This is a genomic window from Microbacterium sp. NPDC064978 (assembly GCF_044543605.1).
Taxonomy (GTDB): Bacteria; Actinomycetota; Actinomycetes; order Actinomycetales; family Microbacteriaceae; genus Microbacterium; species Microbacterium meiriae.
Window position 1 is genome coordinate 555,955 of the sequence record NZ_JBITWF010000001.1, and the last position, 22,257, is coordinate 578,211.

At 67.8% G+C, this 22,257-nt stretch carries 26 protein-coding genes, 1 tRNA gene and 1 other RNA gene; 8 read left to right on the forward strand and 20 right to left on the reverse strand.

What is annotated here, in order from left to right; translation table 11 throughout:
- Positions 1-56: 56 nt before the first annotated feature.
- Genes ACIGJI_RS02965 through ACIGJI_RS02975 form a run of 3 tightly spaced genes read right to left on the reverse strand, consistent with a single transcriptional unit; the run spans position 57 to position 630 of the window.
- Positions 57-188 carry a hypothetical protein gene (locus ACIGJI_RS02965; RefSeq protein WP_366243878.1) on the reverse strand — a complete coding sequence of 44 codons (132 nt, stop codon included), beginning with the start codon at positions 186-188 and terminating at the stop codon, positions 57-59.
- The gene (locus ACIGJI_RS02970) at positions 188-388 is read right to left on the reverse strand and encodes a helix-turn-helix domain-containing protein (protein WP_366243879.1); all 201 of its coding nucleotides are present in this window, start codon (positions 386-388) and stop codon (positions 188-190) included. Before ACIGJI_RS02970 ends, ACIGJI_RS02965 begins: the two co-directional genes overlap by 1 nt.
- On the reverse strand, positions 385-630 hold the full coding sequence (locus ACIGJI_RS02975; RefSeq protein WP_366243880.1) for a hypothetical protein: 246 nt from the start codon (positions 628-630) through the stop codon (positions 385-387). The genes ACIGJI_RS02970 and ACIGJI_RS02975 overlap by 4 nt, the downstream gene beginning before the upstream one ends.
- A gap of 149 nt (positions 631-779) precedes the next feature.
- On the opposite strand from ACIGJI_RS02975, the gene ACIGJI_RS02980 reads away from it, so the two are divergent.
- Both ACIGJI_RS02980 and ACIGJI_RS02985 read left to right on the forward strand, forming a co-directional pair.
- The gene (locus ACIGJI_RS02980; protein ID WP_366243881.1) at positions 780-1,025 is read left to right on the forward strand and encodes a helix-turn-helix transcriptional regulator; all 246 of its coding nucleotides are present in this window, start codon (positions 780-782) and stop codon (positions 1,023-1,025) included.
- 270 nt (positions 1,026-1,295) lie between these two features.
- Positions 1,296-2,468 (forward strand): site-specific integrase, encoded by a 1,173-nt coding sequence (locus ACIGJI_RS02985; RefSeq protein WP_366243882.1) that lies wholly within the window; start codon positions 1,296-1,298, stop codon positions 2,466-2,468.
- A gap of 83 nt (positions 2,469-2,551) precedes the next feature.
- Here ACIGJI_RS02985 and ACIGJI_RS02990 read toward each other — a convergent pair.
- Positions 2,552-2,624: transfer RNA gene (locus tag ACIGJI_RS02990), tRNA-Lys, on the reverse strand.
- A gap of 155 nt (positions 2,625-2,779) precedes the next feature.
- Here ACIGJI_RS02990 and ACIGJI_RS02995 point away from each other — a divergent pair.
- The 3 genes from ACIGJI_RS02995 (at position 2,780) to ACIGJI_RS03005 (ending at position 4,409) form a co-directional block, all read left to right on the forward strand.
- Positions 2,780-3,577 carry an inositol monophosphatase family protein gene (locus ACIGJI_RS02995; protein WP_363444314.1) on the forward strand — a complete coding sequence of 266 codons (798 nt, stop codon included), beginning with the start codon at positions 2,780-2,782 and terminating at the stop codon, positions 3,575-3,577.
- Between the two features lie 14 nt (positions 3,578-3,591).
- Positions 3,592-4,140, forward strand: coding sequence for a hypothetical protein (locus tag ACIGJI_RS03000; RefSeq protein WP_363444317.1), 549 nt, complete (start codon positions 3,592-3,594; stop codon positions 4,138-4,140).
- A 92-nt stretch (positions 4,141-4,232) separates the two neighbouring features.
- On the forward strand, positions 4,233-4,409 hold the full coding sequence (locus ACIGJI_RS03005; RefSeq protein ID WP_187663903.1) for a hypothetical protein: 177 nt from the start codon (positions 4,233-4,235) through the stop codon (positions 4,407-4,409).
- Between the two features lie 25 nt (positions 4,410-4,434).
- Here ACIGJI_RS03005 and ACIGJI_RS03010 read toward each other — a convergent pair whose 3' ends face one another.
- Positions 4,435-4,776: a hypothetical protein gene (locus ACIGJI_RS03010; RefSeq protein WP_187663902.1), complete on the reverse strand. Its 342-nt coding sequence runs from the start codon at positions 4,774-4,776 to the stop codon at positions 4,435-4,437.
- 262 nt (positions 4,777-5,038) lie between these two features.
- On the opposite strand from ACIGJI_RS03010, the gene ACIGJI_RS03015 reads away from it, so the two are divergent.
- Positions 5,039-5,383 (forward strand): hypothetical protein, encoded by a 345-nt coding sequence (locus tag ACIGJI_RS03015; RefSeq protein WP_268776425.1) that lies wholly within the window; start codon positions 5,039-5,041, stop codon positions 5,381-5,383.
- A gap of 64 nt (positions 5,384-5,447) precedes the next feature.
- Here the strand turns inward: ACIGJI_RS03015 and ssrA are convergent.
- Positions 5,448-5,817, reverse strand: a transfer-messenger RNA (tmRNA) gene (gene ssrA, locus ACIGJI_RS03020).
- Between the two features lie 141 nt (positions 5,818-5,958).
- Here ssrA and ACIGJI_RS03025 point away from each other — a divergent pair.
- Entirely contained in the window at positions 5,959-6,624 is a 666-nt protein-coding gene (locus ACIGJI_RS03025) for an SIMPL domain-containing protein (protein WP_187663900.1), read from the forward strand.
- Positions 6,625-6,633: 9 nt separating this feature from the next.
- Here the strand turns inward: ACIGJI_RS03025 and hflX are convergent, their stop codons facing one another.
- Positions 6,634-8,145: a GTPase HflX gene (gene hflX / locus ACIGJI_RS03030; protein ID WP_187663899.1), complete on the reverse strand. Its 1,512-nt coding sequence runs from the start codon at positions 8,143-8,145 to the stop codon at positions 6,634-6,636.
- A gap of 66 nt (positions 8,146-8,211) precedes the next feature.
- Between hflX and ACIGJI_RS03035 the strand changes: the two genes are divergently transcribed.
- Complete coding sequence (locus tag ACIGJI_RS03035) at positions 8,212-8,853, forward strand: class I SAM-dependent methyltransferase (protein WP_259953970.1); 642 nt, start codon at positions 8,212-8,214, stop codon at positions 8,851-8,853.
- Positions 8,854-8,867: 14 nt separating this feature from the next.
- Here ACIGJI_RS03035 and dapF read toward each other — a convergent pair whose 3' ends face one another.
- From dapF to dapA, 13 genes are all read right to left on the reverse strand, one after another.
- Positions 8,868-9,740: a diaminopimelate epimerase gene (dapF, locus tag ACIGJI_RS03040; RefSeq protein WP_187663897.1), complete on the reverse strand. Its 873-nt coding sequence runs from the start codon at positions 9,738-9,740 to the stop codon at positions 8,868-8,870.
- A 9-nt stretch (positions 9,741-9,749) separates the two neighbouring features.
- Positions 9,750-10,298 carry a dihydrofolate reductase family protein gene (locus ACIGJI_RS03045; RefSeq protein ID WP_259953973.1) on the reverse strand — a complete coding sequence of 183 codons (549 nt, stop codon included), beginning with the start codon at positions 10,296-10,298 and terminating at the stop codon, positions 9,750-9,752.
- 33 nt (positions 10,299-10,331) lie between these two features.
- Positions 10,332-11,243: a tRNA (adenosine(37)-N6)-dimethylallyltransferase MiaA gene (gene miaA, locus ACIGJI_RS03050; protein WP_363444321.1), complete on the reverse strand. Its 912-nt coding sequence runs from the start codon at positions 11,241-11,243 to the stop codon at positions 10,332-10,334.
- Entirely contained in the window at positions 11,240-12,784 is a 1,545-nt protein-coding gene (gene miaB, locus ACIGJI_RS03055) for a tRNA (N6-isopentenyl adenosine(37)-C2)-methylthiotransferase MiaB (RefSeq protein ID WP_280566019.1), read from the reverse strand. The genes miaA and miaB overlap by 4 nt, the downstream gene beginning before the upstream one ends.
- A gap of 48 nt (positions 12,785-12,832) precedes the next feature.
- Positions 12,833-13,399 carry a regulatory protein RecX gene (locus ACIGJI_RS03060; protein ID WP_232089223.1) on the reverse strand — a complete coding sequence of 189 codons (567 nt, stop codon included), beginning with the start codon at positions 13,397-13,399 and terminating at the stop codon, positions 12,833-12,835.
- 281 nt (positions 13,400-13,680) lie between these two features.
- Positions 13,681-14,727 carry a recombinase RecA gene (gene recA, locus ACIGJI_RS03065; RefSeq protein WP_187663892.1) on the reverse strand — a complete coding sequence of 349 codons (1,047 nt, stop codon included), beginning with the start codon at positions 14,725-14,727 and terminating at the stop codon, positions 13,681-13,683.
- A 262-nt stretch (positions 14,728-14,989) separates the two neighbouring features.
- Positions 14,990-15,214 (reverse strand): DUF3046 domain-containing protein, encoded by a 225-nt coding sequence (locus ACIGJI_RS03070; protein ID WP_363444324.1) that lies wholly within the window; start codon positions 15,212-15,214, stop codon positions 14,990-14,992.
- 18 nt (positions 15,215-15,232) lie between these two features.
- Positions 15,233-15,541, reverse strand: coding sequence for a helix-turn-helix domain-containing protein (locus ACIGJI_RS03075; protein WP_025103227.1), 309 nt, complete (start codon positions 15,539-15,541; stop codon positions 15,233-15,235).
- A 141-nt stretch (positions 15,542-15,682) separates the two neighbouring features.
- A complete protein-coding gene (locus ACIGJI_RS03080; RefSeq protein ID WP_315637008.1) occupies positions 15,683-16,171 on the reverse strand; it encodes a CinA family protein in 489 nt (162 codons plus the stop codon).
- Positions 16,168-16,743: a CDP-diacylglycerol--glycerol-3-phosphate 3-phosphatidyltransferase gene (gene pgsA / locus ACIGJI_RS03085; protein ID WP_268776433.1), complete on the reverse strand. Its 576-nt coding sequence runs from the start codon at positions 16,741-16,743 to the stop codon at positions 16,168-16,170. The genes ACIGJI_RS03080 and pgsA overlap by 4 nt, the downstream gene beginning before the upstream one ends.
- Entirely contained in the window at positions 16,743-19,454 is a 2,712-nt protein-coding gene (locus tag ACIGJI_RS03090; RefSeq protein ID WP_363444328.1) for a DNA translocase FtsK 4TM domain-containing protein, read from the reverse strand. The genes pgsA and ACIGJI_RS03090 overlap by 1 nt, the downstream gene beginning before the upstream one ends.
- A gap of 89 nt (positions 19,455-19,543) precedes the next feature.
- Positions 19,544-21,220 carry a ribonuclease J gene (locus ACIGJI_RS03095; protein ID WP_363444331.1) on the reverse strand — a complete coding sequence of 559 codons (1,677 nt, stop codon included), beginning with the start codon at positions 21,218-21,220 and terminating at the stop codon, positions 19,544-19,546.
- 53 nt (positions 21,221-21,273) lie between these two features.
- On the reverse strand, positions 21,274-22,251 hold the full coding sequence (dapA, locus tag ACIGJI_RS03100; protein WP_187663886.1) for a 4-hydroxy-tetrahydrodipicolinate synthase: 978 nt from the start codon (positions 22,249-22,251) through the stop codon (positions 21,274-21,276).
- Positions 22,252-22,257 lie beyond the last annotated feature (6 nt).

Here is a 22,257-nt window from a genome sequence, read left to right on the forward strand (position 1 = left end):
GAGAGCGCACTGAGTACCGGCCCTGTCGCATGCGACAGGGAACGCGGCGACCCGGATTAGCGACCCGGGCGGTCGTTGGGCCCGTCAGAGTGGGTGGTTCGGGAGGCTCGGAACTCGAGCACGAAGTAGAGGGCCGCGGCGACGATGGCGGCGGGAAGCGCGAACTCGATCGGGAGGGAGTCGATCATCAGGACTCCTCGGCGGTGTCGGCGGGCTGCAGGAGAGCTTCGACCCCGACCCGCGGGTACCGGACCATGCGGCCGATCTTGATGAACGGCGGTCCGATCTGCTTCCAGCGCCACTTCGCGAGGGTGTCGAGCTCGACGCGGAGGAGGTCGGCGACCTCCTGCGGGAGGAGGAACTCGGGCTTATCGGTCTGCGTGGTCACAGCGACACCAGCTCTGCGGCGGGCTCGGCGGTGATGAGCTCGGCGGCGGTGATGTTGAGGGCGCCGGCGATGAGGAAGAGGTCTCCGGCGGTGAGTCGCTCGGGCTTGTAGAGGAGCTTGGAGCGGAGGGTGGAGTACGGGATGGTGGACTTGTCCGAGAGCCACATCATGTCCCGGTCATCGTCTTTGATGAGCCGGAGGATGCGACTGGCGAGGTCTTCGACTTGGTGCGTCTTGCTCATAAACGCAACTGTAAGCGCCACAGAGGCAACATGCAAGCATTTGATACATCGAGAGTGCTACAAAGTTGTCTTGAAAGCGTTGTATATTGCCTACAAGAGCAAGAGAGTTGCTACCCAATGTTGGCGATTCTGGCGATATCATTGCCCCCATGGGGACAACCAGCGCCTTCGAAACCGCCACCGCAGCGCAGCTCAAGGCAGAGATCACCGCAGCAAACAAGAGCATCCGCAGCGTGGCCGCCGCCCTCGACCAGGACTACACCACCTTCTACAGGTGGGTCACCGGGAAGCGGCCGATCAAGCTCATCACCGTCTACGCGATCCTCGACTACATAGGCCTAGACATCGGCACGTTCTTCACGCGAGTGCAAGAGCGGGCCGACTCAGAACGCTAGCCAGAGTGATGCCCACCATGTCGCACGCCTCCTGCAGGTCCGAAATCGTCGGGCACTCCTTGCCCGGACGGAACAGAGGGCACTTCGAAGCGCAGGGACGGGTGGGAGCGCAGACAGTCATTGTGGGGCACCTTCGGGGCATGTCAGTCGGGGCTATAGCCCCTGGGGGTATGGGGGAATCTATCACCACTTCCACTCGACACATCCCCCCGCGATTAGAACGTATGTTCGATACTAGGTCGGGACGCAGACATTTGGGAAGGAAGCACCATGCCTAGGCCTCCACTCCCCCTCGAGACGTGGGGAAAGATCCGCCACGAGCTCCGGAACGGGAAGCCCGCAGCGATCACCTACTACCGCGACAGCAGCGGTCAGCGGCAGCGGATGATGCGCACCGGGAAGACAAAGACCGCGGCCGAGAACAACCTCAAGGCCGCGATCCGCGAGCGCATCGGAGTCATCGACGACGACGAGCTCCTGACCCCGGAATCGCCGCTGCGCGCACTCGCGAAGCAGTGGTACGCCGAGAAGGCGGCCGCCGGGCTCAAGCCGGGCACGCTCCGCACCTACCGGGTGTCGCTCGACGGTCACATCGTCCCGGAGCTCGGCGGCGTCCGGCTCTTCGAGGCGACGGTCCCCCGCATCGATCGGTACCTCAAAGCGCTCACCCTCTCCTCGGGGAGCGGCACCGCCACGACGGCGCGGGTCGTCCTCAAGGGCATGTTCGCTCTCGCGGTCCGCCACGGCGCGATGAAGAGCAACCCGGTCGCGGCGACCGCGGCGGTATCGGCGAAGCGCACGCGTCCGATCGCGCCGGACAAGGCGCAGGTCATCGGTATCCGGACGCGCTTCTACGAGTGGGACAACACGCTCGATGGCCGCGGGCGCCCGAAGATCACTCGCCTGCTCGAGGCGTGCGACATGCTCATTGGCACCGGCATCCGCACCGGCGAGCTGCTTGCGCTCAAGTGGGACGACGTCGACCTGGTCGACTGCACGGTGACGATCCGTCGCACGGTCGCCGTCGACGAGGAGGGGAAGGTGTTCGTGCAGGAGCTCCCGAAGACGGACGACTCGGCGCGCACTCTGATCCTGCCGGCCGCCGTCGTCCGGATGCTCTCCCGCCGCATCCGCGAGTCCGAGTTCGTCTTCCCGTCGACGACGGGGACGTTCTGGCAGCCGTCGAACTTCCGCGCGCGGTGGCGCGAGGCGCTCAAGGGTACGGAGTATGCCGGCACGACGCCGCGCGCGTTCCGCAAGCTCGTCGCCACGACGCTGCAGCGCGCGCTCGGCTCGCGCGCCGCCGGCGATCAGCTCGGCCACGCGTCGGAGCGCACGACGGAGCAGCACTACATCATGCCGACCCGGCAGGGTCCGGCGACGCAGGTGCTCGACGACCTGTTCAGCCTGCAGGCGAGCGAGTCCATCGAAAGTAGCCAATAAGTAGCCACGGAACGCAAAAAGGCCCCCATCCGAGCCGAAGCTGGATGGGGGCTTTGCCCTTGCGGGAGTAGATGAAGGCGGTGTGCACCCCCAGGGACTTGAACCCTGAACCCACTGATTAAGAGTCAGTTGCTCTGCCGATTGAGCTAGAGGTGCGTGGCCCGGGATAACCCCGACCGAGGAATTACATTACCAGCGGTTGGCGCCGAGACGAAATCCACGGCGACCCGGGCGTGGCTCGGGCGTTTCGCCCGCCGATCCTGGCCGATGGTCTCTGCGGCTGCGTCGATGACGGCGACTATTCTGAGAGCGTGACCGCCACTTCCGACGCCGCTGACCTGCGCGCCGATCTCCAGCTCGCCCTTCGCCTCGCCGACGCCGCGGACGCGCAGTCGCTCCCCCGGTTCGACGCTGCGGATCTGGAGATCTCCACGAAGGCGGATCACTCCCACGTGACCGACGCCGACCTCGCCACGGAGCGCGCGATCCGCCGACTCCTCGAGGAGGAACGTCCCGACGACGGCATCTTCGGCGAGGAGTTCGGCGCCCAGGGCAGCACCGTCCGGCAGTGGATCATCGATCCGATCGACGGCACGGCGAACTTCCTCCGGGGCGTCCCGCTGTGGGGCACGATGATCGCTCTCGCGATCGACGGTGTGCCACGGGTCGGCGTGGTCAGCATGCCGGCGCTCGGTCGACGGTGGTGGGCGGCGACGGGACACGGCGCCTGGACCGTCGATGACCGCACGGAGCGACGCCTCGCCACCTCCTCCGTCTCGGCGCTGCATGAGGCCAGCGTGAGTTTCCAGAGCATCGCCCAGTGGCGCGACGCCGGGCAGCTGGACGCCCTGCTGCGTCTGAGCGAGCACGTCTGGCGCGATCGGGCGTACGGCGATGTCTATGCGTACATGCTCCTGGCGGAGGGACGATTGGAAGCCGTCGCCGAGTTCGATGTGAAGGAATACGACATCGCCGCCGCCGTGGCCATTGTCACCGAGGCGGGTGGGCGCATGACGGCTTTCGACGGTTCCGAGACGATCTCGGCGCGCTCGACACTCGCCACCAACGGCATCCTTCACGATGACTTCCTCCGCCTTCTGCACGACTGATACCCCGAGGCACCATGAACCCCCGACGACTCGCGGCTCTGACCGGCCTCGTACTGATCGGGGCGCTCCTCACGGCGTGTACCGACGACGGCGCCCCCGACCCGTCGCCCTCGCAGGAGCCCACGTCCGCCGCGGGTGACGAGGGGGCGACGCCGGCGGCCACGGATGAGTTGACGTGCGAGTCGATGATCTCGGAGGGCACGGTCGCCGCCCTCACCGAAGCCGGGTGGACCGCCGAGCCGCGGGAATTCCGCGTCGGCGGCGTCGAGCTCTCGGAGGGACTCCTGTGCTTCTGGGCGGACTTCACCGTCCCGTCCGATCACGGTCAGATGTACGGCTGGTCTGCGCTCTCCCCCGCCGACGCCGAACGGGCGCGGGAGGGCCTCGAGGACGAGGGCTGGCGGAGCGAGGAGAGCGCCCAGGGCGTCTACGTCACCGAGGACCCTCAGTATGCGATGAGCACCGACGAGGACGGCTACGGCATGACGTACCTCTTCGGCGACGGCTGGGTGAAGGTCGCCGACACCAAACAGGGGCTGCTGCTGGTCGAAGGCCGGGACTGAGCAGCGCACCATCCCGACGACGTTGTCAAGCGTCTGGGCTCGGCGCTGCCAAGAGAGCATGCTGGAGGTATTCGTCGAGGAAAGGAACGCGCATGGCTAACGACAGCGACCGCAACGACATCAGCACCGAGCCCTCCCCCGGCCCGGAGGAGAACGACAACCTCGGCGCCGAGGACAACAAGGGCGAGCCGCGAACGGTTCCGCCCACGGATGGGTCCGACGATGACGGGGACGACGTCCTCGCGGAGGATCCGGACCGCTCGCACTGAGCCTGTCGAACACAGGAGCCCCGCCTCATGACGAGGCGGGGCTCCTGTCGTCTCGTCCGGGCGTCGACCCCTGGACGATCTCGTCGACGAGGTGGATCCCCCCAGTCGAGTTGGCCGACTGCATCAGATCCTCGATCCACTGCGGATTCAGCTTCGGCGGCTCCCGACCTTCGAACGTGAAGCGCAACGGGATCGCCGGATGCAGCCAGATCGTAGAGCGACCGTAGGCCTCTCCCTCGGGGTGCGTCCAGGACACCGTGAAGCTCTCGTTGCGTCGGAGCTTCGTCGCGATCACGACCTTGAGGTGCGCGAGCGCTCGGTCTTCGATGTGGAGCTGGCTCGTGCCGTCGTACATGATGAACCCCATGTGCGAATCGTAGGCCCGCGTTCCATCCGTCACCAGAGGCAGTCAGGTCCTCTGGAGTTCATGGCCGCCGGGATCTGAGCGCGAGCATGTCTGTATGAGCGCCCACCGCTGAGTGACGTCCCCCGAAGAGGGGACAGACGGCTCCTGGCATACGTCGATACTCTGGCCGGATCAGGGGACTCGTGCGAGATACGAGAGGTGCGAGCGTCGATGGCCGGTCACGCCGATCATCGCCCGGCGCTCATGATCGGAAGGACTTCTCATGACGATTGATGTCGTTGCGGAGCCGCTGGTGGCAGCAGTCCGCGAGGCGTGGGCCAGGGCGCGGGGAACGATCCTCGTGCCCTCGGGATTCCAGCTGACGGAGGTGACGGTCGATGCCGGATCGTTGACTGCTCAGGTGGCCGACCCCGCCGGCTCGCGATTCGGCATGCGCGTGGCGCTTCCGAATGCCGCGCGGTGGGAGGGTCGTGTCCAGGGCGGAGAGGGGACATCAGAGCACTGGGCGCTGTGGAGCGTCATCGTCCCGCTCATGGAGGAGCTGGAGACGGACGCCGCGCACCGCTTCCGTCCGGACGCCGACGGCGTCCGCTGGGTGACCTCATAGGAGAAGCCCCGGTGTCCCGGACGAGAGTCCGAGCCACCGGGGCTTCTTTCTGGTGACAGCGACCTGGTGGAGCTGGGGGGAATCGAACCCCCGTCCAACGCTGAGTCTCCACGCCTTCTCCGGGCGCAGTCTGTGGAAGCGTTCTGCTCGGCTCCGACCTTTGTCACAGACACCTAAGTCGACGAGCCCAGCCTGGGAAGAGTCCCACGTGACGTCCAGACGCCGTCACGCAGCAAGATTCCTAGATGACGCCAGGATCCGTATCGGAATCACATACGGTCTGACGGACTATCGGGCTCGCTTAGGCAGCGAGGGCGAAGTCGTTGCGCTTGGTTTCGGCAACTATTGTTTTGCAGAGAGCGTTTACGAGATAACTCTGCATCCTCGGCCCGCTTCTCGTGGATTCACAGGCGCTGTCGAAACCGATCAGCCCCGTGGTCCTTCTCTCGAAGGAGCCGCTGTCACACTGTGGAATTGTCACTCCCGGGCGACGAGCACCCGAGCATCTCAGACTACAACGTTCGCGCCTCGGCCGCCATTCCCCGCCGCCGATGCCGGTCGCGTAGAGTCGGCCCATGAGCGATGTGACAGTCACCGTCCGCGGCGAACACGAGGCGCGTCTGTCGCCGGAACGGGCGACCATCCGCGTCACGGTTCGCGCAGAGGGTCCGGAGCGCGCGACCGTCGTCGACCACGTCCTGCGTCTGACCGAACCCGTCCGCAGCAGCATCGTGGGACGTGTGGATGCCGGCACCGCCCTCGACTGGAGCAGCACGCGACTCTCGGTGCGTGCCGAGCGCCCGTGGAACGCCGAGGGGAAGCGTCTCGCCCCGGTGTACTACGCGAGCATCGACGTGACCGCGACCTTCGCGGAGGCCTCGGAGCTTTCCCTCTGGATCTCCGACATCTCCGCGTGGGACGGTGTCGAGATCGGTTGGGTCGACTGGCATCTCACCCCGGAGACCCGCGTCCGCGTGGAACGAGAGGTCGCCGCACAGGCCGTCGGCGTGGCCGTGACGAGGGCCGAGGCCTACGCCGCTGCTCTCGGTCTCGCCCAGGTGACTCCCGTGGAGATCGCTGACACCGGCCTGCTCTCCTCCACGACGCCGGCGCCGGGCGCTCCGCTCGGGAAGGCACGCGGCGCCGTCGCCTTCGCGGCCGATGCCGCCCCGGCCATGGAGTACGAGCCGCAGGATATCGTGCTCACGGCAACCGTCGAGGCGCGGTTCCTCGCTCGCTGACCCGCGCCCTCAGTCGGCGACGACGAAGGGGGCGAGGTCGGCGGCGAGGCGCTCCGACACGTGCGCGTGGACGGCGGTACCCGCCTCCTCGTGCTCGACCGACAGCAGCATCCCGGTCTCGTGGATCGCGGCGACAAGGTCTCCACGGTCGTAAGGGATCACGGCGTGGAGCTCGACCGCGGGCTTCGGCAGGGCCTCCTCGATCGCTGCACGGAGTTCGGCGATGCCCTCACCCGACCGCGACGACACGAAGTGCGCCCGCGGCTCCAGTCCGCGGAGAACCAGCCGCTCGTCTTCGGGGATCAGATCGGCCTTGTTGAAGACGACGAGCTCCGGCATGTCACGCACACCGACGTCGCCCATCACGTCACGCACGGTCTGCAGCTGTCCGGCCGGATCGGGGTGCGAGCCGTCGACCACGTGGAGGACGACGTCTGCGTCCCCGACCTCCTCCAGCGTCGAACGGAAGGCTTCGACGAGCTGGTGCGGCAGGTTGCGCACGAAGCCGACGGTGTCGGTCAGCGTGTACACGCGGCCGTCCTCGGTCTCCGAGCGCCGCACGGTCGCGTCGAGGGTGGCGAACAGCGCGTTCTCCACGAGGACGCCCGCGCTCGTCAGCGCATTGAGCAGACTGGACTTTCCGGCGTTCGTGTATCCGGCGATGGCGACAGACGGGATCGTGTTCCGCTTGCGCTCGGCGCGCTTCGCCTCACGCGCCGGGGCGAAGTCGCGGATCTGCTTGCGCAGCAGCGCCATCTTCGTCCGGATGCGTCGACGGTCGAGCTCGATCTTCGTCTCACCAGGACCGCGCGAACCCATACCGGCGCCGCCGGCGCCGACCTGTCCACCGGCCTGACGGCTCATCGATTCACCCCAACCACGCAGGCGCGGCAGCAGGTACTCGAGCTGTGCGAGCTCGACCTGGGCCTTGCCCTCCCGGCTTTTGGCATGCTGGCTGAAGATGTCGAGGATCACAGTGGTCCGGTCGATCACCTTGACCTTCACGACGTCCTCGAGCGCTCGTCGCTGGCTGGGCGCCAGCTCGGTGTCGGCGATGACCGTGTCGGCGCCGACCGCCGCGACGATGTCCTTCAGCTCCTGGGCCTTGCCTCGCCCGAGGTAGGTGGCGGCATCCGGGTGCGGGCGGCGCTGCAGCACGCCGTCGAGCACGACCGCGCCCGCTGTCTCCGCGAGCGCCGCGAGTTCGCGCAGCGAATTCTCCGCGTCCTCCTGGGCACCCTGCGGGTACACCCCGACGAGCACGACGTTCTCCAGCCGGAGCTGGCGGTACTCGACCTCGGTGACGTCCTCGAGTTCGGTGGACAGACCACCCACGCGCCGCAGCGCGTGCCGATCTTCGAGGTCCCACTGTTCGCCGTCGGCCGTCGAATGCGCGGCCGTCGCTTCGTCCTGGAGTGCCTGCGCGGCGCCGAACGTGCGCACCTCGGAGCGCTTCTCTGCGTTCGCCAGCACGCGGTCGACCGTCTGGTCGTCGGTGGAGGGTGTCTTCGTCTCCGTCATCCGTTCCTGTCTCTGGTTTCCTCGCGAGCCTTAACCTTAGCCCGCGCTGTCCGGTACGCTCACCGTATGGGGTCCGACCACTATTTCACTGCGGCCCCGGCTAGCCCCGAGAACCTGCGCAAGATCCGCGTATCCCTTGCAGGCCGTGAGCTCGAAGTGACCACCGCGGGTGGTGTCTTCAGCCCGGATCGACTCGACGCCGGCACCGCAGTGCTCCTCGCCAACATGCCTCCCGTTCCTCCCGGAGGTCATCTTCTCGACCTCGGGAGCGGGTGGGGGCCGATCTCCCTGTCGATGGCACTGGCCTCGCCGCACGCGACCGTCTGGGCGGTGGACGTGAACGAGCGGGCCTTGGATCTCGTACGTCGCAACGCGGCTGCCCTTGGCCTCACCAATATCAACGCCTCCCTGCCCGAAGATGTTCCCGACGACGTGACCTTCCGCACGATCCGGTCCAATCCGCCGATCCGCGTCGGGAAGAACGAACTGCACGGGCTGCTGGAGAAGTGGATCCCGCGGCTCGACGAACGCAGCGACGCGTGGCTCGTCGTCCAGCGCAATCTCGGCGCCGACTCTCTGCAGCGCTGGATCGCTGCGACCTTCCACCCCGGTTTCAGCGTCTTCCGCACGGCGACGGGCAAGGGCTACCGCATCCTCAAGGTGAGGAAGCACGGGACGCCGCCGACGGAACCGATCGACGTCGTCTGAGCCCCCCTCACCCCTCAGACCAGATCGACTTCGCCCTGGTAGACGAGCTGAGCAGGTCCGGACAGCGCGACGTGCTCCCCGTCCTCGGCGGGGAACATCCGGACTCCGAGCGTGCCACCCGGAACCTCGACCTTCCAGTTGTCAGGCGCCTGGGCACCGGCCCAGTAGCGCACGGCGAGTGCGGTGGCGGCCACGCCCGTGCCGCAGCTCAGGGTCTCGCCGACGCCGCGTTCGAACACACGCATCCGCACGTGGCCGACGCCGTCGCGCACGAGGGGCTCGCCGGGCACCACGAACTCGACGTTCGCCCCGGCGGGCGGAGCCGGTTCCAACTCGGGCGCGCGCGTGAGTTCCAGCAGGCCGAGCTCGGCGTCGGAGGCGAGCGCCACCACGACGTGCGGGTTCCCGACGTCGATGCCCAGTCCGGGCCGGGTCACGGTCAGCCCGTCCGCGCGCACCAGCGGGTCGACGCCCGACAGGCGCCACGCGCCCAGGTCGACCTGGTAACCGCTCACGCCGCGCGTGACGTCACGGACGCCAGCCCTGGTGCCGATGGGGAGAGTACTGCCGGCCTCGATGTCGGCGAGACCGGAGCGCACGAGGTAGTGCGCGAAGACTCGGATCCCGTTGCCGCACATCTCGGCGACCGAGCCGTCCGCGTTGCGGTAGTCCATGAACCACTCGGCATCCGGCTCCTCCGCCAGGGCCGCTGCCCCCTCCGCGATCGCGGACGAACGCACGACTCGGAGAACGCCGTCGGCCCCGATGCCGAAATGGCGATCGCAGAGCACCGCGACCTGCTCCGCGGTCAGCTCCAGCTGGCCGTCGGGGTCGGCGATGATGATGAAGTCGTTGCCGGTACCGTGCCCCTTGGTGAATGCGACCATGGGACCAGTCTAGGGAGCCGTCGAGCCGGCGCTCCGCCCCGCGACGCGGTAACGCCCGCAGAGGAAGCTGCGGTTGCGGGCGACCTCGATCAGATCCAGGTCGAGACGCCGGGGCAACAGTGGGGCACCGCCCCCGAGGGTCACCGGGGCGTATTGGACCCAGACCTCGTCCAGGAGGCCCGCGTCTGCGAACTGTCCTGCCACGTCTCCCCCGCCGACGACCCAGAGGTCCTTTCCTTCCGCCGCCTCGTGCATCGCGGCATGGACGTCGGGGATCGCCGCGCTCGTCACACGGACGTCCGCCCCGGTCGGCACGGCGAGCTCACGATGCGAGAGCACCCACGTGGGCTGCTCATACGCCCACCGGCCCTCCTCGTGGCGCATGACCCATTCGTACGTCGATGACCCCATCACGAGCGCCCCGATACTCTTCTCGAACGCCGGATAGGCCATGGGACCTTCCATGTCGATGTCCTGCGTCAGAAGCCAATCCAACGAATGCTCCGTCGTGGCGATGTACCCGTCAAGGCTGGACGCGGTGAAGTAATGAGTGGCCATGCGCGCATCGTCGCACGGGCCACCGACATCAGGTCAGGCCGCCAGCAGGTCGGCGACGGCCACCGGCGGCGCCATCCATTCGAGTTCCGGGTAGCGCTTGAACCACGACACCTGACGACGCGCGTAGCGCCGGGTGAGTGCCTGCGTCTCCGCGATCGCTTCCTCGGCGGTGGAGCGTCCCTCCAGCTGTGCGAGCGCCTGCGCGTACCCGATGGCCCGGGGAGCCGTCGTCCCGCGCTCCAGACCCTCGTCGCGCAGCCGCGCGACCTCGGCCACGAGGCCGTGCTCCCACATCCGCCGGACACGAGCATCCAGTCGGGCGACGAGATCGGAGCGATCCACGTGCAGACCGATCAGCCGGGTGCGCGGATGCCAGAGCGTCGGCTTCTCGGGCAGTGTCGCGCCGTGCGTCGCGCTCCCCTGTTCGACGACTTCGAGAGCACGGATCACTCGTCTGCCGTTGCGCGGGTCCACCCGGGCTGCGGCTTCCGGATCGCGCGCACGCAGCCGCTGGAGGAGGGCATCGACGCCATCCCGATCCAGCTCCTGCTCGAGACGCTCGCGGATCACGGGGTCTCGAGGCGGGAAGTGGAACTCGTAGACGACACTGGACACGTAGAGTCCGGATCCGCCGACGAGGATCGCGTCGCCGCCCCCCGCGTGAATCCTCTGCACGGCCTCGCGTGCGAGCGGTTGATACCAGGCCACAGCGGCATCCTGCGTCACCTCTCGCACGTCGAAGAGATGGTGCGGAATGCCGCGTCGTTCGGAGACGGGCAGCTTGGCCGTTCCGATGTCCATGCCGCGGTAGAGCTGCATCGCATCCGCGTTGACGATCTCCGCCGGGTTGCCGCGACGCCGGAGCTCCTCGGCGAGATCGAGCGCCAGATCGCTCTTCCCGGTGCCTGTCGCGCCGACGACGGCCCAGAGCCGAGGTGTGGTCACACTCCGACGCGGAGAGTCGGCAGGCCGAGGGAGACGGCGCGCGGTGCCCCGTCGCTCGGAGCCGGCACGGCGCACGACTCCGCCTGTCCCCGATCCCAGGCATCTCCACCGCGCGTACGGCGGATGCGCAGCGGCGCGCCGGTCGGATCGTCGGCGAGGAGGTGGAACGGTGCGGCGTGGGTCACCCTCACGGTGACGACGTCACCCGGACGCGGCAGCTCCGAACCCGGGGTCACCTCGAAGTGCACGAGCCGGTTGTCCTGAGCTCGTCCGGTCAGTCGACGGGTCTCCGTGTCCTTCTTGCCTTCACCCGTGGAGACGAGCACCTCGACCTCCCGGCCGACCTGCTTCTGGTTCTCCTCCAACGAGATGCGCTCCTGGAGCGCGATCAGCCGGTCGTAGCGGGCCTGCACGACCTCCTTGGGCACCTGATCCGGCATGGTGGCCGCGGGGGTCCCTTCGCGGATCGAGTACTGGAAGGTGAAGGCTCCGGAGAATCGGGACTGCTCGACGACGCGCATCGTGTCCTCGAAGTCTTCCTCGGTCTCGCCGGGGAAGCCCACGATGATGTCGGTCGTGATGGCCGCGTGCGGGATGCGTTCCCGAACGCGGTCCAGGATGCCGAGGAAGCGCTCGCTGCGGTACGAGCGCCGCATCGCCTTGAGGATCCGATCGCTTCCGGACTGCAGCGGCATGTGGAGCTGCGGCATGACCGCGGGGGTCTCCGCCATCGCGTCGATCACGTCGTCGGTGAAGGCAGCGGGGTGCGGGCTCGTGAAGCGGATGCGCTCGAGGCCCTCGATCTCACCGGCGGCACGGAGAAGCTTGCCGAACGCCTGACGATCCCCGAACTCCACCCCGTAGGAGTTGACGTTCTGCCCGAGGAGTGTGACCTCGATGGCGCCGTCCTCGACGAGAAGACGGATCTCGTTGAGGATGTCGCCCGGTCGACGGTCCTTCTCCTTGCCGCGGAGACTGGGGACGATGCAGAACGTGCAGGTGTTGTTGCAGCCGACGGAGATCGACACCCAGCCGCTGTGCGCGGAGTCGCGCTTGGTGGGAAGCGTCGAGGGGAACACCTCGAGTGATTCGAGGATCTCGAGCTCCGCGTCGCCGTTGTGACGGGCGCGCTCGAGCAGACCGGGCAAGGAGCCCATGTTGTGGGTACCGAAGACCACGTCGACCCAGGGCGCCTTGTCGAGCACGGCCTGCTTGTCCATCTGCGCGAGGCAGCCGCCGACCGCGATCTGCATACCGGCCTTGCGCCGCTTCACGGCGGCCAGATGGCCGAGCGTTCCGTAGAGTTTGCCGGCAGCGTTGTCCCGCACGGCGCAGGTGTTGATGATCACCACGTCGGCCTCGGTCCCGGCGTCGGCACGGATGTAGCCGGCACTCTCCAGAGACCCTGACAGGCGCTCGGAGTCGTGCACGTTCATCTGACAACCGAACGTGCGCACTTCGTACGATCGCTGGCGCCCGTCATCGTCGACGGCCGCTGACGACGCGCTGATGATCGTCGGTTCGCTGCGGGGGATAGTCATGATGTTCCCATTGTACGAGCGTCACCGAGAGGCGACCGCGTGCGGCTGTCAGTCGGAATCCACGAACCGGACGCCGGAGACGCCGCTACCGAAAGACGCCTCCCGCAGCGCCGTCTTCGCGGCGTTCATGGCGACGGAACCGGCGTATCCGCGGCGCGACAGCTGCCCGACCAATCGCCGTAGTGCCGCGTCGGGATCGAGGCGGCTCATCGAGCGTGCTTTGGTCCGTGCGAACTCCAGCGCCCGCTCCGCGTCATCGTCCGGGAGCTCGTCGAGAGCGGCATCGATGACCTCGCGAGGGATGCCCCGCTGTGCCAGCGCCCGGGACAGCGCGACCCGGCCCTGACCCTTGCGCTCGACCCCGGCCGTGACGAGGAGCTCGGCGAGTACCGCATCGTCGAGATAGCCTCGCCGCATGAAGTCGTCGATGACGTCTTCGATCGCGTCTGCGGCGAGCCCATGGCCCTTCAGCACCAGCCGCGCTTCGGAGACGGACAGCGATCGCGTACGGAGCTTCCGCACCAACGACTCCTCCGCCGTGGTGCGGACCTCCTCCGCGGAGGGCGCGCTCTCGCCGGCCTCTCCCCCACCGTCCGACCGGGACGTGTCACCCACTGCACGCAGCCTGGTCTTCTTCGCACCCGCGGTCCCGCGTGCGGGATGACGTGCGCTGGGAGAACCGTCGTCGTCAGCAGTCCGCTTCCCCGCTGTCGCGGGATCGTCCCAGGTCGACCGCCAGAGTCCCGCAGCGTCCGTAGACGGCGCCGACCGGCCGTGCCAACCGGGCGACGCGGCGCTCGCACCGTCATCCGCCGGGCGCTCGGCACGCGCGGGGCCGCCGAAGAGAGGGATGATGGGGGCGATCCGCTCGGAATCGCCCCCACGCTGGTCACTCATCAGGCCGGGCGACGCTCGGCCAGTTCATCAGCACCCGGAGCCGCGGCCGGGCCGCCGATACCGAGCTTCTGCTTGATCTGGCTCTCGATCGCCAACGCGATGTCCGCGTTGTTGAGCAGGAACGTCCGCGCGTTCTCCTTGCCCTGGCCCAGCTGATCGCCGTCGTAGGTGTACCACGACCCGGACTTCTTGACGATGCCGTGCTCGACGCCGAAGTCGATCAGGCTGCCCTCGCGGGAGATGCCGACGCCGTAGAGGATGTCGAACTCCGCCTGCTTGAAGGGCGGGGCCATCTTGTTCTTCACCACCTTGACCCTGGTGCGGTTTCCGACGGCGTCGGTTCCGTCCTTCAGCGTCTCGATACGACGGATGTCCATGCGGACCGACGCGTAGAACTTCAGCGCCTTACCACCGGCGGTGGTCTCGGGAGAACCGAAGAAGACGCCGATCTTCTCGCGCAGCTGGTTGATGAAGATCATGGTGGTGTTGGTCTGGTTCAGCCCACCGGTGAGCTTACGAAGGGCCTGCGACATGAGTCGCGCCTGCAGACCCACGTGCGAGTCACCCATCTCGCCCTCGATCTCGGCACGGGGCACGAGCGCTGCCACCGAGTCGATGACGATGAGGTCGATGGCTCCGGAGCGCACCAGCATGTCGGCGATCTCCAGCGCCTGCTCACCCGTGTCGGGCTGCGAGACGAGAAGGGCGTCGATGTCGACGCCGAGCTTCGCGGCGTAGTCGGGGTCGAGGGCGTGCTCGGCGTCGATGAACGCCGCAATGCCGCCGGCCCGCTGGGCGTTCGCGATGGCGTGCAGCGTCAGCGTCGTCTTACCCGAGGACTCCGGGCCGTAGATCTCGACGATGCGTCCACGCGGCAGACCTCCGACGCCGAGAGCGACGTCAAGAGCGATGGAGCCGGTGGGGATGACGGCCACAGGGGCGCGCTCATCGCTGCCCAGCCGCATGACCGAGCCCTTTCCGAACTGGCGGTCGATCTGAGCGAGGGCTGTCTCGAGAGACTTCTCGCGGTCGGCGGGTGATGGCATGGTGTGCTCCTTCTGCGCGTGTGCTGCCGCCTGTAGGCTGTCGCGGCTCTTCCGGCTGGAAGGAACTCTCCGACAAGGCGTATGGCTTTTCAGCCTGGCCCTCACGGTACGGCGGGCCTCCGACATTCGGTCGCAGGAGCCGGGGATCGTGGGGATCAGATCCGTCTGACCACTTGTGCAGAAGACTACGCCCGCTTCGAACAGATTTTCGACACCACGCCGGGATCGGCGTGTCGGACATCCGCACACCGAGACGTGACCGTCATCGCCCTCGCGGCTCCAGGCGCCCGACGCCGTGGCGGCGCGACTCCGGGACGTCCATGTCCGCGCAGAGCGCCAACCAGATGTCCCGCGGCGGCACCCCGGCGTCCAGCGCTTCGAGCGCCGTGCGCCCGTCCATCCCGGACAGCACCAGGTCGTTCACCAGAGACGATGCTCGGCCATGGAACTCGGCGTCGACGGCGCGCAGGAACTCACTGCGTCGCATAGAGGGGATCTCCGGGACTCAGCGGAGCGAGAGCTCGGGTTCCACGGACGCGACCAGGTCGTCCGGAACGACGTCCGGGAAGACCTGGATACCCTCGAGGACCGAGATGCGGTCCCCGACCTCGCGCATGATCGTGGAGATGGGGACGTCGAGCGCCTCCGCCACCGAGGCGAGGATCTCGCTCGAGGCCTCCTTCTGACCGCGCTCGACCTCACTGAGGTAACCGAGAGCGACCGAAGCCTTGCTCGCGACCTGGCGGAGCGTCCGCCCCTTCTGCAGACGGAAGTCCCTCAGCACGTCGCCGATCTCCTGTCGTACAAGAATCATCGGAACCTCCTCCGCAGTTCATGGATCGGGGTCTCCCCCGAAGAGACGGCCAGTCTAGTCCTCCTGGCTTGCACAGAATCTACCCTTGCACTCTGTGGTTTGAATGTGAGCACATCCGTATCAACATGACGCTGCACGTCCCTATTCCCGCAGTGCGGCGGCCATCACGTCGAGGACGGCCGCGACCGTCTGCGCCCGCACCGCGTCGCGGTCGCCTCCGAAGCGGAACTGTTCGGTGCGGCTCACGGTCGGCGTCACCACTCCGATGTGGACGGTACCCACAGGCTGGCCGTCCGGAGACTCCGGTCCCGCGATCCCGGTGGTGGACACTCCGACGTCGGCAGGACGCCCGTCGACCGCGACAGCCTCTCGCACACCGGCGGCCATCTGCCGCGCGACCTCCGCGTGCACCGGCCCGTATCGTTCCAGAAGCTCGGCATCGACCGCGAGCAGGGTGTGCTTGACCGGGGTCGCGTAGGCTACGACGCCGCCGAGAAGCACCGCCGAGGCGCCGGGGACCGCGACGAGCGCCGCAGACACCGCCCCGCCGGTGAGGGACTCCGCGACGCCGAGCGTCCAGCCCCGCCCCCGCAGAGCGGTCAGCGCCTCGGTCGGCGTCGTACCGCTCATCGGCTCTGACGGGCGCCGCGGACCTGCGCGACGATGTAGTCGATGCCGCTGACCACGGTGAGCACCAGAACGATGACCATCAGGACGGTGGTCACGACGGTCCAGGGCCCGAGACCGATGAACACATGCAACGGCAGGAGGGCCCACCCGAGAGCGACGCCCTGGAACGCTGTCTTGATCTTGCCCATCCAGGCGGCCGCCACCACGTGCTCGCTCGCGACGACCAGGCGATGGATGGTGATCCCCCACTCGCGGACGAGGATGACCGCGACGATCCACCAGGAGACCTCGCCGAGGATCGCCAGCCCTACGAATCCCGCGCCGGTGAGGAGCTTGTCCGCGATCGGATCCCACAGCTTCCCGAAGTCGCTGACGATGTCGTACCGGCGGGCGAGATAGCCGTCGACCCAGTCGGTGGAGATGGCCACGATGAAGAGGACGGCGGCGATCCAGCGCACGGTGAGGTCGGTGAGACCGTATGTCCCGCCGACGAGCAGGAGGACGAAGAACACCACGGCGAGCGGGATGCGCGCCACGGTGATCGCGTTGGGGAGCTGTCGGGGAATCGCCATCAGTCGCGTCCCGTCAGGCCCCAGGCGTCTTCGTCGCCCTCCGCTTCGACGACCGGCAGGCCGTCGTACTGCGCCTCCAGCGGATCGCGTTCGGCCGGTGACGCCGCGGCGGTGGGCGCAGCCGGTGCCGCGGGAGCCGATGGCACGTCCTCGCCACGGAGCTTCGCCATGACCTGCGGCAGCTGCTCGGGGGTCGCGAGCACATCCCGGGCCTTCGACCCCTCCGAGGGGCCGACGACCTCTCGCGACTCGAGGAGATCCATCAGGCGTCCGGCCTTGGCGAACCCGACCCGCAGCTTGCGCTGGAGCATGGACGTGGATCCGAACTGCGAGGAGACGATGAGCTCGGCCGCCGCGAGCAGGAGCTCGAGGTCGTCGCCGATGTCCTCGTCGACCTCCTTCTTCTTCGCCGGCTCCATCGCCTCCTGGACGTCCGCGCGGTACTCGGGACGCGCCTGACGCGTGACGTGCTTGACGACCGCGTCGATCTCCTTCTCGTCGACCCACGCGCCCTGCAGGCGGAACGGCTTCGACGATCCCATAGGCGAGAACAGGGCATCACCCTGGCCGATGAGCTTGTCGGCGCCGGGGCTGTCGAGGATCACGCGGCTGTCCGTGACGCTCGTCACCGCGAACGCGAGGCGGGACGGCACGTTCGCCTTGATGAGGCCGGTGACCACGTCGACGCTCGGGCGCTGCGTGGCGAGCACCAGGTGGATGCCGGAGGCACGGGCGAGCTGCGTGATGCGGACGATCGAGTCCTCGACGTCCCGCGGCGCGACCATCATGAGGTCCGCGAGCTCGTCGACCACGACGAGGAGGTACGGGTACGGCTTGAGCACGCGCTCGCTGCCCGGGGGCACCTCCACCTCCCCCGCTCGCACGGCGCGGTTGAAGTCGTCGATGTGGCGGAAGCCGAACGACGCGAGGTCGTCGTACCGCATGTCCATCTCCTTCACGACCCACTGCAGCGCCTCTGCGGCCTTCTTCGGGTTCGTGATGATGGGGGTGATCAGGTGCGGGACACCCGCGTAGCTGGTGAGCTCCACGCGCTTCGGGTCGATGAGGACCATGCGCACGTCGGAGGGGCGGGCCCGCATGAGGAGGCTCGTGATCATCGAGTTCACGAAGCTCGACTTACCGGACCCCGTCGAGCCCGCCACCAGGAGGTGCGGCATCTTCGCGAGGTTGGCGACGACGAAGTTGCCGCCCACGTCCTTGCCGACGCCGATCGTGAGCGGGTGCGTGCTCTTCTGCGCTGCACCCGAGCGCAGCACGTCGCCGAGGGCGACCGTCTCGCGGTCGGTGTTCGGGATCTCGATGCCGATCGCACTCTTGCCGGGGATCGGCGAGAGGATGCGCACGTCGTTGGAGGCGACGGCATAGGCGAAGTTGTTGCTCAGCTGCAGGATCTTCTCGACCTTGACGCCGTGGCCGACCTCCACCTCGTACTGCGTGACCGTCGGGCCGCGGGAGAAGCCGGTGACCTTGGCATCGACCTTGAACTGGTCCAGGACGCTGGTGATCTGCTCGACGATGCGGTCGTTCGCCTCGGACCGCGCGACCGAGGGCGGACCCTCGGACAGCACTCCCGGCGACGGGAGGATGTACGGGGCCACCGGCGCCTGCGGACCGCGGTCGCCGGGTCCCTCAGTGCCGAACCCGTCGAGCCCGGGGAGCTCCGGCATCTCGCCGGTGTCGGACTCATCGTCCAGCAGCGCGGTCGTCTGCTGCTCCGCGAGCGTGTCGGTGACGGAGCGGACGTCGCTCAGCACCTCGGTCGCGGCATCGTACGGGTTCGCCACCGTCACCGCCTGGTCGTACGCCGGGGTGGCCTCCGTGGTGGACAGGAGCGCCGTGATGTCGTCGGACGCGAGCGTGCCCTCGTCAGGATCTTCCTCGCGGCCGGTCTTGTTGCGCCGCCACCAGGGCAGCACGTCGGGGTCGTCGACCTTGTCGGCCTCGTCGACCGTGGCCGAGGCGTCCTTCGCCGGCTTCTCCGGGCGCTCGGCGTCGAACATCCAGGCGTAGAGGTCTCCGAGCCGCGCACCGATGCGGTTCGGCGGTGTCTTCGTGAGGATCAGGATGCTGAGGGCGGCGAGGAGCCCGAGGACGATGTAGGCGGGGATGTCGGTGAGGTACGTGAGCGGCTGCCCCACAAGCCAGCCGAGCAGACCGCCGGACTCGCTCAGCGCGGGCATGCCCTGGTTGGGGTGGGGACGGGGACCGGCGACGTGGAAGATCCCCGCGAGGGCGAGGACGAACATGCCGAAGCCGATCCCGATGCGGCCGTTGTCGTGCACCGACGACGGGTGCCGGAACAGCCAGCCCGCCAAGAGCAGCAGAAGCACGGGCATGATGAATGCCACGCGGCCCACGAAGAGGCCCACGGAGTAGGCACTGATGTTCGACGCGACCTCGTTGCCGATGAAGAACCACTCGTTGACGGCGCCGAGGGCCGCCAGGATGACCAGGAGCAACGGGAATCCGTCCCTCCGGTCGTCCTTCTGCAGCGTCTCCGGTCCGAATGCGCGGAAGAGTCCCCCGACGCCGTGCGCGAGCCCGGTCCAGGCGCGCGCGGCGACAGACGGCTTGTCCGCCTCATCGATGTACTTCTTGGGGGCGGGCTGCGCCTTGGGAGCCGCCTGCCGCTTGGGGCGCGACGGCGCGCTCGTCGAGGCGCGCTCGGTCTTGGTGCTGCTCCTGGCCATGCCTCCACGGTACGACCCGCGACCGACATCTCCGCGTCACCACGCGGAATTCGCCGATACGGCGCGCGACAGCACGCCGTATCGGAGGGTCAGGCCTCGATGACGAGAGGCACGATCATCGGACGGCGGCGCAGCTTCTGGTTCACCCAACGACCGATCGTCCGGCGGACGACCTGGGACAGCGCATGCGTGTCACGCACCCCGTTGCCCGACGCCTCCTTGAGCGCGGCGACGATCTTCGGCGCGACGTCGTCGAAGACCGCGTCGTCCTCCGCCACACCTCGGGCGTGGATCTCGGGACCCGAGATGATGCGTCCGGTCGTGGCATCCACGACGACGATGACCGAGATGAAGCCCTCTTCTCCGAGGATGCGGCGGTCCTTGAGGTCGGCATCGGTGATCTCGCCGACGGTCGAGCCGTCGACGTAGACGAAGCCGAGGTCGAGCTGGCCCGCGACCTTCGCGATGCCGCCCTTGAGGTCGATCACGGTGCCGTTCGAGGCGATGATCGTGTTGTCCTCCGGCACCCCGGTGTCCTGTGCAAGCTTGGCATTGGCGATGAGGTGCCGGTACTCGCCGTGGACCGGCAGGACGTTCTTCGGCTTGAGGATGTTGTAGCAGTAGATGAGCTCACCCGCGGCGGCGTGTCCGGAGACATGCACCTTCGCGTTCGCCTTGTGCACGACGTTGGCGCCGAGCTTGGTCAAGCCGTCGATGACGCGGTAGACCGCGTTCTCGTTGCCCGGGATGAGGCTGGAGGCGAGAATGACGGTGTCGCCCTCGCTGATCTCGATCGCGTGGTCCATGTTCGCCATCCGGCTCAGCACGGCCATCGGCTCGCCCTGCGACCCTGTCGACATGTAGACGATCTGCTCGTCCGGGAGGTCGCGTGCCTTCTTGAAGTCGATCAGCACGCCTGACGGCACCTTCAGATAGCCGAGCTGCTCGGCGATCGTCATGTTCCGCACCATGCTGCGTCCGAGGAACGCGACGCGGCGCCCGTTGGCGTGTGCGGCATCGATCACCTGCTGCACGCGATGGACGTGGCTGGAGAAGCTCGCGACGATGACGCGACGCGGCGCCTTCGCGATGACCTGGTCGAGCACGGGACCGATGGAGCGTTCCGTCGGGGTGAAACCGGGAACGTCGGCGTTGGTCGAGTCGACGAGGAACAGGTCGACGCCCTCTTCCCCGAGGCGGGCGAACGCGCGCAGGTCGGTGATCCGACCGTCCAGCGGCAGCTGGTCCATCTTGAAGTCGCCGGTGGCGAGGACCATGCCGGCAGGGGTGCGGATGGCCACCGCCAAGGCGTCCGGGATGGAGTGGTTGACCGCGACGAACTCCAGGTCGAACGGACCGACCCGCTCCTCCTGACCCTCCTTCACGGTGAGGGTGAAGGCCTTGATGCGGTGCTCCTTGAGCTTCGCCTCGACCAGCGCGAGCGTGAGCCCGGAGCCGATCAGGGGGATGTCGCTCTTCAGACGCAGGAGGTAGGGCACGGCACCGATGTGGTCCTCGTGACCGTGTGTGAGCACCACGCCGACGATGTCATCGAGGCGCTCACGGATCGGCTCGAAGTCCGGGAGGATCAGGTCGACCCCCGGCTGGTGCTCCTCCGGGAAGAGCACGCCGCAGTCGACGATCAGGATCTTCCCGTCGTACTCGAACATGGTCATGTTGCGACCGATCTCCCCCAGGCCGCCGATCGGGATGACCCGGAGCGTCCCTTCGTCGAGAGCGGACGGTTCGGCCAGGGGAATGGACATGCTGTCTCCTCAGTCGGACACTCCACGCGTCCGTTCGTTCATGGTGACGCGGCTCAGCGCGTCGTGCCGTGCACCTTCGGCAGGGCGCCGCCCGCGGCCGCGTTGCGGTCGGGCCGGAAGTTCGAGAAGTCCGCCCCCGGCACGCCGCTGACGAGGTCGAGCTCGTCCTCGATGAGGGCGGCCTCCCACTCTTCCGGGCCGACGAGGGGAAGGCGGACGCGCGGGCTGGAGATGCGACCCAGCCCGTGCAGGATGTACTTCGCGGCGACGGTGCCGGGGACGTGCGTCATGACAGCGCGGACCAGCGGCTCCAGGCGCTTGTGCTCCGCAGTCGCCGTGGCGAGGTCGCCGCGATTCACGGCGTCGATGATCGTGCGGTAGGGCGCGGACGCCACGTTCGCGGTCACGCCGATGAGGCCGGTCGCGCCGATCGACAGGTGCGGCAGCACGTTCGCATCGTCACCGGAGAAGTACATGAGGTCGGTCTGGTTGAGCACGCGGCTCACCTCGGAGAAGTCGCCCTTGGCGTCCTTCACCGCGAGGATGTTCGGGTGCTTGGCGAGCCGGAGGATCGTCTCGTACTTGATCGGCACACCGGTGCGCCCGGGGATGTCGTACAGGATGACCGGCAGATCGGTCGCGTCGGCGACGAGCCGGAAGTGGGTGAGGATGCCGGCCTGCGTCGGCTTGTTGTAGTACGGCGTGACGATCATGATGCCGTCGGCGCCGGCCTTCTCGCTGGCCTTGTACAGCTCGATGGCGTGCGCGGTCTCGTTCGATCCGCCGCCCGTGATGATCTTCGCCCGGCCGGCGGAGACGGACTTCCCGACCTCGACGAGCTTGAGCTTCTCGGGGTCCGTCAGGGTCGAGGTCTCGCCGGTCGTTCCCGTCACGACGATGCCGTCCGCGCCTGCGGTGATCACGTCATCGATGTGCTTCTCGACGGCGGGCCAGTCGACTTCGCCGTCGGCCGTCATCGGAGTGACGAGCGCGACGAGAACCTGTCCGAAAGGGTTGCCCGAGTGCGTCATGCGTCC

What these genes read in the sequence shown, in the direction of transcription:
- ACIGJI_RS03070 (WP_363444324.1), bottom strand. Translation starts at nt 15,214, where the DNA reads ATGCGACGCAGTGAGTTCCTGCGCGCCGTCGACGCCGAGTTCCATGGC.
- ACIGJI_RS03090 (WP_363444328.1), bottom strand. Translation starts at nt 19,454, where the DNA reads ATGGCCAGGAGCAGCACCAAGACCGAGCGCGCCTCGACGAGCGCGCCG.
- ACIGJI_RS03045 (WP_259953973.1), bottom strand. Translation starts at nt 10,298, where the DNA reads ATGGCCACTCATTACTTCACCGCGTCCAGCCTTGACGGGTACATCGCC.
- ACIGJI_RS03025 (WP_187663900.1), top strand. Translation starts at nt 5,959, where the DNA reads ATGAGCGATGTGACAGTCACCGTCCGCGGCGAACACGAGGCGCGTCTG.
- ACIGJI_RS02975 (WP_366243880.1), bottom strand. Translation starts at nt 630, where the DNA reads ATGAGCAAGACGCACCAAGTCGAAGACCTCGCCAGTCGCATCCTCCGG.
- ACIGJI_RS02965 (WP_366243878.1), bottom strand. Translation starts at nt 188, where the DNA reads ATGATCGACTCCCTCCCGATCGAGTTCGCGCTTCCCGCCGCCATCGTC.
- recA (WP_187663892.1), bottom strand. Translation starts at nt 14,727, where the DNA reads ATGCCATCACCCGCCGACCGCGAGAAGTCTCTCGAGACAGCCCTCGCT.
- ACIGJI_RS03095 (WP_363444331.1), bottom strand. Translation starts at nt 21,220, where the DNA reads ATGTCCATTCCCCTGGCCGAACCGTCCGCTCTCGACGAAGGGACGCTC.
- ACIGJI_RS03010 (WP_187663902.1), bottom strand. Translation starts at nt 4,776, where the DNA reads ATGGGGTTCATCATGTACGACGGCACGAGCCAGCTCCACATCGAAGAC.
- ACIGJI_RS02985 (WP_366243882.1), top strand. Translation starts at nt 1,296, where the DNA reads ATGCCTAGGCCTCCACTCCCCCTCGAGACGTGGGGAAAGATCCGCCAC.
- pgsA (WP_268776433.1), bottom strand. Translation starts at nt 16,743, where the DNA reads ATGGCGATTCCCCGACAGCTCCCCAACGCGATCACCGTGGCGCGCATC.
- ACIGJI_RS03015 (WP_268776425.1), top strand. Translation starts at nt 5,039, where the DNA reads ATGACGATTGATGTCGTTGCGGAGCCGCTGGTGGCAGCAGTCCGCGAG.
- ACIGJI_RS03080 (WP_315637008.1), bottom strand. Translation starts at nt 16,171, where the DNA reads ATGAGCGGTACGACGCCGACCGAGGCGCTGACCGCTCTGCGGGGGCGG.
- dapA (WP_187663886.1), bottom strand. Translation starts at nt 22,251, where the DNA reads ATGACGCACTCGGGCAACCCTTTCGGACAGGTTCTCGTCGCGCTCGTC.
- ACIGJI_RS03005 (WP_187663903.1), top strand. Translation starts at nt 4,233, where the DNA reads ATGGCTAACGACAGCGACCGCAACGACATCAGCACCGAGCCCTCCCCC.
- ACIGJI_RS03035 (WP_259953970.1), top strand. Translation starts at nt 8,212, where the DNA reads ATGGGGTCCGACCACTATTTCACTGCGGCCCCGGCTAGCCCCGAGAAC.
- hflX (WP_187663899.1), bottom strand. Translation starts at nt 8,145, where the DNA reads ATGACGGAGACGAAGACACCCTCCACCGACGACCAGACGGTCGACCGC.
- dapF (WP_187663897.1), bottom strand. Translation starts at nt 9,740, where the DNA reads ATGGTCGCATTCACCAAGGGGCACGGTACCGGCAACGACTTCATCATC.
- miaB (WP_280566019.1), bottom strand. Translation starts at nt 12,784, where the DNA reads ATGACTATCCCCCGCAGCGAACCGACGATCATCAGCGCGTCGTCAGCG.
- ACIGJI_RS03075 (WP_025103227.1), bottom strand. Translation starts at nt 15,541, where the DNA reads ATGATTCTTGTACGACAGGAGATCGGCGACGTGCTGAGGGACTTCCGT.
- ACIGJI_RS02980 (WP_366243881.1), top strand. Translation starts at nt 780, where the DNA reads ATGGGGACAACCAGCGCCTTCGAAACCGCCACCGCAGCGCAGCTCAAG.
- ACIGJI_RS03000 (WP_363444317.1), top strand. Translation starts at nt 3,592, where the DNA reads ATGAACCCCCGACGACTCGCGGCTCTGACCGGCCTCGTACTGATCGGG.